Origin of the sequence: Sphingorhabdus profundilacus, assembly GCF_009769755.1 — a bacterium.
In the GTDB taxonomy this organism is placed as follows: domain Bacteria; phylum Pseudomonadota; class Alphaproteobacteria; order Sphingomonadales; family Sphingomonadaceae; genus Sphingorhabdus_B; species Sphingorhabdus_B profundilacus.
This window is the reverse complement of the sequence record NZ_SDWJ01000001.1, coordinates 558,601-572,573: the sequence shown is the minus strand read 5'-3', so window position 1 is coordinate 572,573 and position 13,973 is coordinate 558,601. Positions and strand designations below refer to the sequence as shown.

The window sequence follows — 13,973 nt, the reverse complement described above, 5'->3', positions numbered from 1 at the left end:
ATTATAATAATCCTAGGATCAAAATGAAACAGTATTTGAGGTCAAAATTCTATCGGGCCAGAACTTTTATGGCCGGAAATGCTTTTAGGCCGTAAACTCATAGCGCAATGCGACCATAGATGCTTTGGGAGTGTTCGTTTGTCGGAACCTGCTAAAATACGCGGTCTGGTATCCGAACCGTGTCTCCCGGCTGCACAGCCGTCGCACTGGTCAACTTGATTGCCTTTTCTTCGGTTTCATCTTCGCGCCGAATATAAGCGTAAGACTGGTTTGCGCGATATGTAAAGCCGCCAGCCTTTGCGACTAGCGCAAAAACACTCATCCGCTCCGAATAGTTGAATTCGCCGGGTTTCGCGACTTCGCCTAATATATATACAGGTCTGAAATTGACCATTTCGACAGAAATACGGGGATTGCGAAGATATTGCGACCCCAGCTTATTCGTCAAATCTTCCTTGAATTCGGTGACTGTTTTGCCGCCCGCCATAACATCGCCTACCAATGGAAAGGCGATAGAACCTTCTGCATTAACCGCGAACTCGCCGGACAAGGTAGATTCACCAAAAGTCTGAATTTTCAGTCGGTCACCCGAACCGATACGATATACATAATTGGCAACACTAGGCCCTTCCATCATCGCAACCGGCGTACACGCACCGGTCAAAATCAAAAGCAGGGCTATAAAAAATCGGGTCATCGGTAATTCTCGCAATTGCTTAAAACAGACTGTTGGAAACACTATGACAGCTATGTGTCATTTGTCTGACAAACGTCGAATTCGTGCCGCAATTTCAAGATGGGCACAGAATTTTGAATTCATCACAAAAGCCGAAATGTCCGAAAAATGTCATTATGGCATGCCATTGCTGCTTTAGGGCAAATGAGGTTTTGCGTGTTTCTCAATCGGTTCAAAATCGCATTTTTTGTGAGTGCACTACTTTGCGCCTCGCCCGTCTTGGCGCAAGCTGCGGGTAATGAAAGTGGTGCAGCATTTACGGATTCACCTGACGATCTGGAACGTGCAACTCGTTGCTTGTCCCTTGCCATCGCTTATGAAGCGGGTTTTGAACCGGTCGAAGGTCAACAAGCCGTCGCCGAAGTCATTCTTAATCGAACACGGCATCCAGCCTATCCCAAAAGTGTTTGCGGAGTCGTGTTTCAGGGCTCTTCAAGGAAAACCGGCTGCCAGTTCACCTTTACATGTGACGGCGCCATGAAACGCGCATTGCCTGCGAATATCTTACTAAACTCCCGAAATATTGCCAATCGGGTCCTGGCTGCGAATTTCACGCCGCATGTTGGCGGTGCTACACATTATCATGCCGATTATGTCTCACCTTATTGGGCGCCAAGCCTGATCCGGGTCGGCAAGATTGGTGCCCATATCTTCTATCGGGCACCGGGCAGTGCCGACCAGCCTGCCCGCTATGCTGGCGGTAACGAACCTATGATAACTGGCCTCGGAAACTGGGCGACTGCACCTGATCCATTGACGCAGAATACCATTGTCAAGCGCGTACAAATCCCGCAATCAATTGAGAAACAAGAAACTTTTGCGCCTTGGGGTTTATCCGCCCGGCCCTAGATGGTCTGTAAATGGGAAATGCGTTCAGACAATGTCTATTCAAATGCGCGAATGATGTAAGGACGGGTTTCCGATCCTGTAAGCTCCACAATCATTTGCCGTTTAGAGCGGGTCCCGTCAGGCCGCTTTGCTTCAACCGAAATCATTAACGGTCGGCCGACCAAATCAATCGCATCGCCCAATTCAATAGCAGTACGCTGCCCGTCCAATTCCCGCTGCCGATTTATCGCGGCCGGGCTATCGACCCCTCCATCAAGCATTACACCGATAGCACGCGGATGGGCATAACGTGCATCAAAGCCTCCGCTTCCGAAGTTGACCGTCACAAATGGCTTCATCTGTTCAACCATTTTGCGGTTAAATCCGCGTATCTGTGTCAGCTCGTCCACTGACTGGAGCGGACCATTACGCGGACGGATTCCACGCGGCCGGTAATAATCTGCCTCAGCTCCGTCAGGTCGTGGTTCCTCATCATCGTCTATCCAATCAACCAATGAGTCGGCTGCAATTCTTGCATTTCCGCCAAAGCCCAGCCCGATTGCCTCCATCAATCTGGCCGCCAGTTCATCATCAAGCAGGTTGATTGGAACCTTGCCGCGTTCATCTTCTATCCGGATCTGCAAACTGGCGTCTTCAAAACCGGCTTTGCGAAGCCGGCCGTCGATAGACCAGCGGTTGGCCCGGTCTTTGGTGAGCAACCCATTGAGCGCGATTGCCATACCTGCTTCTGCCGCAGCCGCTGCTTTGGCTTGCCCTACCTCTGCACTGACCTGGACAATTTCATTTTGGCTAGATTGGACCAACGCCAAAGCCATCATGGCAAACACCGCTATTCCCGCTACGGCAGCGACCATGGCATAGCCCTGTTCGCTTTTCGGAGGTATCATGGAATTCTACCTTCGGTTTTGAACGGCTCCAAAGTGCGAATTTTAGACCGTAATTCTTCCGTCACGGCACGCGCATCATCTGCTGTCCGCAAAACATGCGGCTTGATAAGAATGATGAGTTCGGTGCGATTTTGGACATTTTTCTGGTTGCCGAAAAGCAGCCCGCCCAAAATCGGAATCCGTGAAAGAATTGGAAGCCCGTTTTTGCCAAAACTATTTGCATCCCTGAACAGTCCGCCCAATGTAACCACCTGCCCGTCCTGAACCGCGATCGATGTCGAAACCCTTCTGGTTGAAATAATTGGTGAACTGATACCTTGAATAGAACGGCTCGAAAGATCACTCACTTCTTGCGCTATATCCAATAACACCAGTCCATTGGCGTTTACACGAGGCGTAACTTTAAGAATGACACCTGTATCGCGGTATTCGATGGCATTGACTATTGGCGCGTCGGGATTTTCGACGCTTTGCGCCGACTGCGTCTGAATCGGGACCTGATCGCCAACCTGAAGCGACGCCGTCTGGTTGTTCAGAACCACAAGTTTCGGGGCGGAAACAACCTTGACATTGGTTCGCTCCTCAAGCGCGTTCAAAGTTGCGCTGATATCGCTGCCGGAGAAGAAATAAGAGAATCCGGGAAGAATCCGTGTGGGATTTGCACCTGTTCCCTGTGAGAGGGCGAAATTACTGTCGCCGGTCTGGAAATTCCATTGAACACCATATCGCAAATCATCGGTGAGGGTGACCTCGGTTATCGCGGCTTCAATCAGGACCTGATATGGGGGAACATCAAGCTTCCGAAGCGCTTCTTCAACAACGGCATAGTCGCGCGGGCTACCAAAAATAATGACAGCATTATTGGTTTCATCACTGGTAATCGTAACCGGTGGGCCCCGACGGGCATTGTTGCCCTGCTGTTCATAACCTTCCGCCAAAGAAGGGTCGCCATCATTTTGCGCCACGGTTGGCCGCGCCGATCCTCCGTTGCTGCGGGTGGTGGCGCTGGATTGGCCTGTGGTTGTGGCATTGTCGTTCGACGTCGCGCCGCCATCCTGTCCACCATTGCCGAATGCTGAATTGATGGTTTTGGCCAGATCTCGCGAACGGCCATTCTGAACTTTGTAAACGAAAATGCGCGCTTCGTTATTGGCACCTTCGCGGTCAAGAACTTCGACCCAACGGCTGACATCCTCCAGATATTGCCGTTGCGCGCTGACAGCGATTATCCCGTTCAAACGCTCCATTGCAATTAAACGGACCAGATTCCGCGTCGGCGCATCGGGCGCGTTAATCAATTTTTCCAGTTCGGGAACGATCAAACGTGCGTCTATGCGCTGAGGTGTGAAATAGGCGAATGCCATGTTCCGCAGCCAGTTGACGTCAAACTGCTTGATCAATTCACGCGCGCTTGTCCGTTGCCCCGCCGTGCCTGCGATTGTCATTGTATTTCCGCTGGCATCGACCGCCGTCACCACGTTGGGGATCACGGAATCGAGCAGTTTTTTCAATTCTGCCGCGTTGATGAACTCCAGACGAATGACTTCTGTGCTATACCCTAGATTGGTCGGACCGGTCACACCCGAAGCTTGCGCCGACTGCACCGTCATGATCGTGAACCCACCATTTTGCGGTACCAACGCTAGATTTGCCGTGGTCAGAGCCTTTTCAAAAACCGCAAATACCGAACTGCGGGCAATGGGCCTTGGTGTGACAACCGATATCTGACCCGTAACCCCCGGCGCGACCGTATAGGGGATTCTCAACACATCACCCAAGATAGCCTTGGCCACGACGTTCACATCGGCAGATGGGAAATTTAACCTGATATCACCGGGCTTTGTTGTGTCTTGTGTCACTACGGTTGCCGTAGGCACAGGTTCTTCCCCGCCAATGATCGTCACGCCTGCTTGTTCCGTTTGGCCAGTATCGCCGATAAAATTCTCGGCCGCAGCGGCAGGCGGCAGCGCAACTGGCGGGCGCCCGCCCTGCATCGAGCACCCATATAGCAACATCAAAATCACGGGCAGCGTCAAAACCGGCTTGCAGACGGGCATTTTCATTTTTGTTCTTCCTCATATTCTGCTGATTGTGGCGGACCTTGAATCGCTCCGGCACCGAAATTCAGGTTCAATTTCTGGGACCCCTGGTCAAAAACTGCACCGTCTCCCGTCAAGGCACGAAGCCGCCAGCCTTTATAGACAGAGCCGATTGCCAACCGCACAACGCGACCGTCTGGAGCCTGCATTATGACATAGCTCCGACCTCTAACCGAAACCGCTCCTGCAACGACGGCGCCGCCCAAAGGGGCCTGCGCGTTATCTCCAGCGGCTCCATTGGCAGTTCGCCCAGGGGAGAAAATCGAATTTTCGAGCAATATCGACGGTACAAACTGCCCGCTAATTGAAGGCAAAGCGGCCCGCGCCTGCCCCGCAGATTCAACCTCTTCCGGCATTTCCACGCCGCCTGTAAGCGCCAATTGCAACGCAAGGCAAAGCACCAGTCCGCCTGCACAAAGTGCAGGGAACAAGCCGCCGTTAGCGCGCGTTGGTCTGGTTAATGGCAATCGAAACTTCAATTTTCACATCCATCAAATCAAGCCGACCAGAGTTGAGAGCCCGGTCGGCAACTATGTTTAGAGATTCCACCACGAGATAAGGTTGCTGCTTGTTCAGGAGGTAAATCCAGTTTGTCAGTTGTTCATTGGAAACAAGAGCGGTCGCACTGGCTTGTGCCCATCCAGCCGAAGTATCGACATTTTCCGTCGATCGCAGCTCACCGCCAACCTTTGCGAGACTGGACTCCAGCCGTGCTTTCAAAACTTCGCTTGCCTGCTCCGCATTTTGTGCCTTGATAGCATATTGCCACTGGGTCTTTTGCTGCTCTTCCGCGGCACGCCGCAATGTCGATATGCGCGCGATCAATCGTTCATTCTGCCGGAAGTTTTGCTGCAACTCGATGCGCCTTTCGGCATTGCCGGAAAAAATACCATATAGCGGTTGGACCAATACAAGCCAGAACAGAGCAAATGCGACAACGAGCAATCCGACAGCAACCAATTTGCGTTCCCGCGCAGTTAACGGCTTCATGTTGCACCTGCCTGAAATGTCGCACTGATATCGAAGGGCTGACCTGTAGGTACCTCGGCCATTGCCTCTGTGTTCGCCGCGCGCACATCTTTAAGATAAGGCGATTTACGAAGCGCACCGATGACATCCGTGCCCTCGCGCTTATAGCCGGATAACCTTAGACTGCTGCCATCCCATGAAAATCTCTGCACCCACGCTCGTTCCGGCAGAGATTGCGTGACCGCCGCAAGAGCGCCCATGACATTCTGCCTTGCACGGCGGTCAGCGAGCAATTGGGCGGATTTTTGCGTGTTGGAAATTTTCTTTGAAATCGTTCGCGCGGTATTAACCGCAGGCGCCTGAGCTGCAACAAGCGCCTCCATTTTTCGCACGCTTTCAACATCACGCCATACCATCGCGCTTACATTCAGCGCAAAAAGAAACCCGACAATAGCCCACCAGCCCAGGGCGACTGGCCGGATGGGAGCGGTTAAACCTGCTGCAGCACAGCCTTGTGAAAAATCGATTGCAAGGCGTCCCGGCATTACCGGGTCAAACATCCCGATACGTTCAGGCACAGCGAAGCCATCGGCTTTAACTTTTTGAAGCAATGTAGCCAAAGTTTCGACACGTAGCGCCGCAACAGTCACACGCGTCCGATCATTTGGATCAGCATTTGCAGCCACGATCAGCTGATGGGCTGGAATCGGCATGATCCGATCTGCATCGAGCGCCACCACGCGCGCAAGATCTTGGTCGCCAAGCACGGGAAGTTCGATTTGGCGCACCAGACACATCGCCGGATCAACTAACACCGCTTCGGGCTTGGCTGGCCCCTGCAAGGTCAATGATCCGTCGCCCTTGCAATAAATATAGTTAGCAATCAGGCGGTCTCTCCTGGTGAAAAGGAAAGGCATCATTGACCGCAATTCGTCGAGCCACCAGGCAAAGCCAGACCGCACCCAACCGGTCACGGTTGACATATCGGCATCAAGAATCGAGTTCGTTGCCATCAGATCGCGTCGCACCGGCCAGATGATCGTTGTATCCGGCATGCGGTATTTACCGTCGCCCGCGGGCGGACAACCAATTCCGGCCAGTCTCTTCTGTCGCCTTGCGGAAAAGTGAGACGGATTCGGATCAAAGCAGGCGGCTGCGGCCGATCTATCCAGAATTTCTGCCAACGTCCGGAATCACTGAAACGATCCGGACCGAAATAGGAAATTTCAACATCCTGTACACCGCGAAGTAGCCGGTTAGGTTGCCACCCAATCAGTGCACGGTCACGCAGGTCGATACGATCGTCAAGACTGCTGGCGGTGTAGAGCATGAGATCGCCAGCAGGCGTCACGATTAAACGATATCGTTGCAAGGCACCGGGGCCAAAACGCGGCAACGGTGGCGCGGCAAAGCTGAGGATGCGTGAATCCCCCTGCGTATCGATAATGGGTTCTGATGAATCCAGTCTTATAGCTGCTGATAATCGCTCAAGCCGGCCTCGCAAAATCTGTTGAGCGGCCACAACGCTTTCGTCTTCATTTGCGTTTCTATGTTGGGGCAATGCCAACCATGCGCTGTTCAATGTTGCCACCATCATAGCGGCGGCCATGCCCAAAACGGCGAGCGCAACGAGAAGTTCGATCAGCGTAAAGCCGTTTTTGCGGACCGGATATAATTGCGCTGAAGGCACTACCCGAGCAATCTGAATGGAAAATTTCAGCATGGCATCAGCGGGCGAGCCGCAAGCTTTTGAGTGTAACAATGACCCGGCCGGTGCCGGAATCGGTTACAGCAACACTTATAGTCTCTAATCCCTTGCTGTTATCCTTTGCGGAATCCGCAAATCGTTCGACGTTTGAACGCCAGTTAAACTGACCGCTACGGCCGCCGGTTTGCAATGCGTAACGCCCATCTTCATTCTGCAACTCCGCAAGCCTGGACTGGGCAACCATGATAGCGTGCCTGCTATCAACAAGATGCCTTTTGGCCATCGCCGTTGAACTTACAGTCTGGAAAAGCAAGGCGGACATCACTGCAAAAATGGCGAGCGCAACCATCGCATCAACTAATGCGAAACCATTTCTTTTTTTCGGCAAGGTAAACTGCATCATTTGCCCGTCCCGATAACGCCCGTCACAGAATCGACCTTAAAGCGGGCAATGCGTGGCCCCATTTCGACTTGAACGCTGCCGCCATTTGCGCTGCCATCTTGATAAAAGCGGATGCCATTGCGCGACGTTGTCAAGGTGACATCGTCGGCCACCGGCGGAGAAACAAATAGCGTTTCCTCATTCTTGCCGACGGCATTCGCCCTCGCGACCGTCAACGCGGTTTCGACCGAACCGACCGCAGCGTTAAATCGTTGCAGCGCCAGATTGCGCTCCAATGCTGGAAACGCGATACCGGACAACAGTCCCATTATGGCCAAAACGACAAGCATTTCGATCAACGTGAAGCCGGAGTGATCAACTTTTCCAGTTGCCAACATCTTGCGCCTCTCCGCTTCCGCCTGCCACACCGTCCGACCCAAAGGAATATACGTCAATTTCCCCATGCTGGCCGGGCACGCGCAGCAAATATGGCTTGCCCCACGGATCAGTTATCGCTGACGAGTCTGGCAAATAGGGACCATTCCATAACGGAACCGAAGCAGGCGCTTTGACGAGCGCGTTCAATCCTTCCGCCGTTGTGGGGTAACGCCCTGCGTCAAGCCGAAACAGCTGAAGGGAAGCAGCTATGTTTTTAACCTGAACCTGGGCGGTTTGTGTTTTCGAGCTACCCAAGTAACGGATCACTTGCGGGCCAACAATTGCCGCGAGCAACCCGAGAATTGCCAGCACAACCAGCAACTCCAAAAGTGTAAAACCGTTTCTGTTGTTATTCTTTTTCATGTTGAAATAGCCAGTTCATTAAAGCCCATGATTGCGGACATGATGGAAGCAATTATTGCCGCGACGCTCGCCCCCAATATGATGGTGATGATTGGGGTAAGTATTCCGATAAGTCGTTGAATTCGAATGCCGACATCACGATCAAGGACATCCGCCAACCGCCCGAGCATCGGGCCCAGTTGCGATGTTTCTTCGCCCGTTCGCAGAAAACCGATCGCCAGTTTGGGAAAGACATTTGCCGTCGCCAGCGGTGCCGCCAAGCCTCCGCCTTCGCGCACGCCGTCGGCAACTTGCGCGACTGCATTGCCGATATGGGAATTGGCAACAGTTCTGCGGGCCAGCATCAGGGCGTGTGGGAGCGGAACATTACCGTCAATAAGCACGCCAAGTGTTCGGGCAAAGCGGGCGGTTTCAATGTAACGGACAAGCATGCCAAGCTGCGGTATCCGCAAAATGACACGATCTGTGACAGATCGCATCGCAGGCCGTGCCAAAAATTGCCGGATGACAAACACAAGTGCAACAGTTGCAGCAAGCATCCACCACCCCCAATCGCGCACAAATCGGCTGGCACCCATCACAAAAATAGAAGCTGGTGGCAGTCGATCCTTCGCTTGTCCGAACAGGCTTTCAAATTGCGGCACGACGAAAAGCAGCATGAGCAAAATCACCCCAACGGCGATAATGGTAAGAGAGATCGGATAGATCATCGAAGTTGCGATCAATCGACGTAATGCTTCCGCACGCTCCAACATTTCCGCAAGTCGCGTTAAAGCAGGCCCCAGTGACCCATTGGCCTCTCCCGCCTCTGTCATGGCAGCGGCGGCCGGCGAAAAAATATCCTGTCTGCGTTGCATTGCCTGCGATAACGGGACACCCGTCCGTACTTCGTCAAGCAATGCAGAAAATTGGGTCGCGGCTTCTGCGTCTTCTACATTTGCAATCGCGAGAGAAAGTGACCGGTCAAGGGGCAACCCTGCGTTGAGCAATACAGCAAGTTCGCCTGTCAAACTGATGGATGCCAGCCTTATCTTCCGGTTTACTTTTGCTTTGGGTGTTTTTGCGGTCTTATTGTCAACGGCCGTTACCAATATGGGACGTGCGCCGCCGCGGCGAAGTGTCTGGATTGCACTTTCATGATCCGCAGCGTCCACAAAGCCGGTGCCAACCGAGCCATTCGTCATTATTGCCCGATAACTAAATGTTGTCGCCACGATCAATCACCAACCGTGACGCGCACGGCCTCTTCTATCGCGATTATTCCAGATCTGGCCTTTGCCAATCCATCGCTGCGTAACGTCCGCATATTCGCCGCCATAGCAGCATCTGCAATTTCCCGTGTGTCCGCTCTTTTCAAGATGAGTTTGGAAATCCGGTCATCTATCGTCAGAAATTCCAGCAGTGTTGTCCGTCCTGAATAGCCTGAACCGTCACAGGATTCGCACCCTTTTGCACGGTAGAAAACAACATGTTCGTCGTGCGGAAGCCCGAGATCTAAAAGCAATTCAGGCGGTGCAGAATAAGATTCACGACAATGCGGGCAAAGCTTGCGAACCAGTCGCTGGGCCAGAATACCGCTCAATACCGAACTTAAAAGGAATGGCTCTACCTCCATATCGATAAGACGAGTCACCGCCCCTGCTGCGCTATTTGTATGAAGCGTCGAAAGGATCATATGTCCTGTTAGCGCCGCCTGCACAGCAATTTGGGCAGTTTCGGTGTCGCGAATTTCACCGACCATCATGATATCGGGATCGAGCCTTAGAAAAGAGCGCAGCGCAGATCCGAATGTAAACCCGATTTGTGGGTTGACCTGCGTTTGAATGACACCCGGCAAACGATATTCGATAGGATCTTCAACCGTTAGCAATTTGCGCGAACTGGTATTCAATTCGGCTAATGCAGCATATAATGTCGTCGTTTTTCCACTACCTGTTGGACCTGTAACCAGCACGATACCATATGGCCGATTTACCGCTGCCCGAAGCTGCGCGGTAAGTTCGGCATCGAAACCTAATGATATAAAATCCAACGCAAGCTTTGAACGGTCCAAAATCCGCATCACGACACTCTCGCCATGAATGGCAGGGGCGGTCGCGACGCGAAGGTCAATGTCATGGCCGCGCACCGCTATTCTCAACCGGCCATCCTGCGGTAATCGGCGCTCTGCAATATTGAGACCGGCCATGACTTTAATACGGGAAACAAAAGGTCCGCGCATGGCCGCCGACAACGGCTCCCGATCTTGCAGTACGCCGTCGATGCGGAAACGGATGGCCAGCCTGTCTTCGGTCGGCTCGATATGAATATCTGATGCACGCGCATCCGATGCCGCCGCAATCAAGCGGTTGACTGCCCTGATAACCGGCGCATCGCTGACCAGGTCTTTGAGACGTTCGATATCATCATCATCGGCAAAGGAGTCTATTTCATCATTCGCCACGACCGAGCCATATAGCCTGTCAATGGCGGCATCGATATCGCTCGCCCTTGCGAGCATGACTTCAACGGACTTTGCAAAGACAAACCCAAGCGATTGTTGAACGAAGCTATCGAACGGGTCAACAAGTGCGACCAGTATTGAGGTTTCGCTGACCTTGAGGGGAAGAACCCTGTTGTCCCGCAAAAACGCCGGCGACAATATGTCTGCACCAATGGCCTGGTGCGGAAAATCTGCCGGATGAGCGACGTCAAGGCCCGTATGTTCCGCCAATTTTTGCTGCATGGCTGCTTCGGAAATGAGGCCAAGACGAGTCATAACGACGTCGAAACGCTCGCCGCTTTCCTGGACAGCCAATCGTAGTCGTGCCGACGCCTCTTCACTCAGCAGGCCGGCATTCTCAATTACAGATTCTATCGTTATATGTGACGGATCCGCCGCCGTCACCAACCCGGATGACGTGGCCGATAGTGTCGCAATTCCAGACATTATATTCTCGGGCACCTTTCAGTCTGATTGATAGACTTCGAATGCTACAGTTTGTTTGCAACGCCCTTCGACAATGTTTCTGAAGATGCAATTTGAAGGGACGATAGCCCGAAAAAAATTTGCTCTAAATTTTTCCGGGAATTGAAAACGATATAGAATTTTAATCATATAATTTAATATTTTAGGTCTGTTTTCTACGGATTTTAGTCCATTTGTTAGCTCGTTGAACTTCACAATTCTGTCATTAAATATAGATAGCAACAGCTTCGACAAAAGCATAATCAATTGCTCGAGTCTCTTCTGAAATATTAGTGCAACATTTTATTATTTCAGAATTACGAATTTACAATTATATTGTAGCACTTCTAATTGTTGCAATAATATTGCATATTTGTGAATATTGGCATTATAAAAATCAACAGTACTTAAATGTTATCATGCACTTTGATAATATACTTTTTCTTTAGATCATTACACTTGAACATTAGTGTTTCGATTTAAGATTAAAGTCTCCTTTTTGAAATATATACTGAATTTCAACCACTCGAAGGATCATTTTTCCATGAAAATTTCTCGCATTCAACTTTTAGTGGCATGCGCCGCTTCAAGCTTTGTTGCCAGTGCAGCGCATGCACAGGTTGCAATCCCTCCCGTCGAACTGCGCGGTGCCGGCGCGACCACCGTTGGTGACGTTGCTGTTCGTACACTGAACTGCATCGGCAATCCAGGCGCAGGTCTGAACCCATATGGCACCAACTCGAACCAGTTGCTGACAATTGCACCTGGCCTGTACGCGCCAACTGCACCAACAGTGTCCAACCCTGTCCATGATTGCGCTGCCGAAGAAATTCAGCCTGCGTTTGAAGGAAAGTATATCGGCACCGGTTCAGGTGCTGGTCGTCAGATTTGGCGCACGTTCGCAACCAACCCGCCATTGACCGGAGCTGCTGGTAACGTCAATCCGTTCGGTACATGGACCAACACTCAATTCGCATTTTCGGAAGCACCTGTTTCCGTGAGCGACCTGAGCGCCTATAATGCAACTGCAAACAACGCGACAAATAAAGCTGGCCCTGCGATCCAGGTACCGTTTTATGTCATTCCAATCGCATTTGCTTATAACCCAGTTTATGGTCAGAACAGCACAGGTGCGGCCACCGTCGACATGAAATTCAATGTCAAGGTTCCTGCATCGATCAATGGTGTAGTATCAGGCGGTCTGCGTTTGAACCGTTCTGCGTATTGCAAAATCTTCAACGGCGAAATCACCAACTGGAATGATGCCGCTTTGAAGACATTGAACAGCAACCAATCATTGCATGATACCGTCAATGATACACTTGCTCGCTGGACTGCAGAAGGCGCTCCAATCCGTCTTATCGGTCGTGCTGACCGTTCGGGCGGCAGCGATGTGTTCACACGCGCGATGGCTGCACAATGCGACACCTTTGTTGCAACCAACAAGTTTGACAGAGCTGCTGAATTGTTGCCATTTGACAACACCAGCGCAATCGACATTCGTCGCTTGCGTCCTGACACACGCTACTTCCCGGCTTCAGCTACCACCAATTTCTCGGGTACAGTTCAGTCGCTGGGTGGCCTCGTATATGACCGCGTAACCGACAATATCTGCCTCTGGAGCGAAGTTAACGCCACAACCGCACGTTGCGACGCGACACTTGCACCTGGTGGCGTATTCACGAACGCACCAACTGCCGGCCTGTTTACAGTTGCTGACGGTTCGTCGGGCGTTGCCGAAGCGATCGAAACGACCGTCAACAACACACTGATCAATTCAACAACCGCAGGCATCAAGCTTAACGGTAAGTTGGGTTATGTCGGTGCTGACTTCGTGAAACCTGTTGCCGGACGCAATCTGTTTGCAGCCGCCGTACAATCAGGTACTTCCGCGTCTTATGTCATGCCAAGCGCATTGAACGCAGCCGCAGCATTCGGAACGGTTCTGCCACCAGAATCAACCGCGGCTTCGGGTGCCTACAGCACGCTTGATCCGCGTACACTTGGTTCGGTTGACCCATATCTGATCATCGATCCAGTAACGAACCCAGCTACCCCAGTAAGCCGTGCAAATCCGCTTCACTGGGCAGCCGTTCTGTACAACCCGAACGTGCCAATCACGTCGACATTGGCTTCGCCTGCCAAGGGCTATCCTGTAACAGGTGCAGCATTCATGCTGACATACACCTGCTTCAAGGGTGCCAACCCGCTGGTACCTGGTAACAATGCCAACCGTTTTGGCATCGTTCAGTTCATGGCAACTACCTTTGGTAAAATCACCAAGAACAGCATCAATGGGGCAGTAGGCGCCAATACGTTCAAGGGCACAGGCGCGACGTCGCTTGGCATCCTGTCGCAGTCGAACACCGCGGTTCCTTCTGCTGGATGGCAGAATGCAATCACTGACACCTTCCTCAAAAAGGGTCCGACTGCAGTAGGCGCTCTGAATCTGTGGATCCAGGACACCTATCCAACAACAGCAACCGACGTCGATAACATCGATCAGGCTGCTGACTCGAACAACAACCCAGTTTGCGATCCAGCACTCGGCGCATAACTTTCGACCCCCGAAAGTAGACTTTCGGCCCCGGAGCA

The 13,973-nt window shown here is 52.0% G+C and carries 14 protein-coding genes; 2 read left to right on the top strand and 12 right to left on the bottom strand.

Annotated features, from left to right (window positions below; translation table 11 throughout):
• Positions 1 to 151 precede the first annotated feature (151 nt).
• Complete coding sequence (locus tag EUU23_RS02615) at positions 152 to 697, bottom strand: polysaccharide biosynthesis/export family protein (protein WP_246156044.1); 546 nt, start codon at positions 695 to 697, stop codon at positions 152 to 154.
• A gap of 228 nt (positions 698 to 925) precedes the next feature.
• On the opposite strand from EUU23_RS02615, the gene EUU23_RS02610 reads away from it, so the two are divergent.
• Positions 926 to 1,585, top strand: a complete 660-nt coding sequence (locus tag EUU23_RS02610; RefSeq protein WP_160352562.1) for a cell wall hydrolase — start codon at positions 926 to 928, stop codon at positions 1,583 to 1,585.
• Between the two features lie 35 nt (positions 1,586 to 1,620).
• Here the strand turns inward: EUU23_RS02610 and EUU23_RS02605 are convergent, their stop codons facing one another.
• The 11 genes from EUU23_RS02605 to EUU23_RS02555 are packed head-to-tail and all read right to left on the bottom strand — an operon-like array spanning position 1,621 to position 11,360.
• Positions 1,621 to 2,472 (bottom strand): type II secretion system minor pseudopilin, encoded by an 852-nt coding sequence (locus EUU23_RS02605; protein WP_160352561.1) that lies wholly within the window; start codon positions 2,470 to 2,472, stop codon positions 1,621 to 1,623.
• On the bottom strand, positions 2,469 to 4,535 hold the full coding sequence (gene gspD / locus EUU23_RS02600; RefSeq protein WP_160352560.1) for a type II secretion system secretin GspD: 2,067 nt from the start codon (positions 4,533 to 4,535) through the stop codon (positions 2,469 to 2,471). The genes EUU23_RS02605 and gspD overlap by 4 nt, the downstream gene beginning before the upstream one ends.
• Positions 4,532 to 5,002, bottom strand: a complete 471-nt coding sequence (locus tag EUU23_RS02595) for a hypothetical protein (protein WP_160352559.1) — start codon at positions 5,000 to 5,002, stop codon at positions 4,532 to 4,534. The genes gspD and EUU23_RS02595 overlap by 4 nt, the downstream gene beginning before the upstream one ends.
• Before the next feature lie 7 nt (positions 5,003 to 5,009).
• A complete protein-coding gene (gene gspM / locus EUU23_RS02590) occupies positions 5,010 to 5,561 on the bottom strand; it encodes a type II secretion system protein GspM (protein WP_160352558.1) in 552 nt (183 codons plus the stop codon).
• A complete protein-coding gene (locus EUU23_RS02585; protein WP_160352557.1) occupies positions 5,558 to 6,595 on the bottom strand; it encodes a PilN domain-containing protein in 1,038 nt (345 codons plus the stop codon). Before EUU23_RS02585 ends, gspM begins: the two co-directional genes overlap by 4 nt.
• Positions 6,553 to 7,263 (bottom strand): prepilin-type N-terminal cleavage/methylation domain-containing protein, encoded by a 711-nt coding sequence (locus EUU23_RS02580; protein WP_160352556.1) that lies wholly within the window; start codon positions 7,261 to 7,263, stop codon positions 6,553 to 6,555. Before EUU23_RS02580 ends, EUU23_RS02585 begins: the two co-directional genes overlap by 43 nt.
• A 4-nt stretch (positions 7,264 to 7,267) precedes the next feature.
• Positions 7,268 to 7,651: a hypothetical protein gene (locus tag EUU23_RS02575; protein ID WP_160352555.1), complete on the bottom strand. Its 384-nt coding sequence runs from the start codon at positions 7,649 to 7,651 to the stop codon at positions 7,268 to 7,270.
• On the bottom strand, positions 7,648 to 8,025 hold the full coding sequence (locus tag EUU23_RS02570; RefSeq protein ID WP_218939486.1) for a prepilin-type N-terminal cleavage/methylation domain-containing protein: 378 nt from the start codon (positions 8,023 to 8,025) through the stop codon (positions 7,648 to 7,650). The genes EUU23_RS02575 and EUU23_RS02570 overlap by 4 nt, the downstream gene beginning before the upstream one ends.
• Positions 8,006 to 8,431: a type II secretion system major pseudopilin GspG gene (gene gspG / locus EUU23_RS02565; RefSeq protein ID WP_160352553.1), complete on the bottom strand. Its 426-nt coding sequence runs from the start codon at positions 8,429 to 8,431 to the stop codon at positions 8,006 to 8,008. The genes EUU23_RS02570 and gspG overlap by 20 nt, the downstream gene beginning before the upstream one ends.
• Entirely contained in the window at positions 8,428 to 9,615 is a 1,188-nt protein-coding gene (locus EUU23_RS02560) for a type II secretion system F family protein (RefSeq protein ID WP_160352552.1), read from the bottom strand. Before EUU23_RS02560 ends, gspG begins: the two co-directional genes overlap by 4 nt.
• A 32-nt stretch (positions 9,616 to 9,647) precedes the next feature.
• Positions 9,648 to 11,360 carry a GspE/PulE family protein gene (locus EUU23_RS02555; protein WP_160352551.1) on the bottom strand — a complete coding sequence of 571 codons (1,713 nt, stop codon included), beginning with the start codon at positions 11,358 to 11,360 and terminating at the stop codon, positions 9,648 to 9,650.
• Positions 11,361 to 11,922: 562 nt separating this feature from the next.
• On the opposite strand from EUU23_RS02555, the gene EUU23_RS02550 reads away from it, so the two are divergent.
• The gene (locus EUU23_RS02550) at positions 11,923 to 13,935 is read left to right on the top strand and encodes a substrate-binding domain-containing protein (protein ID WP_160352550.1); all 2,013 of its coding nucleotides are present in this window, start codon (positions 11,923 to 11,925) and stop codon (positions 13,933 to 13,935) included.
• Positions 13,936 to 13,973 lie beyond the last annotated feature (38 nt).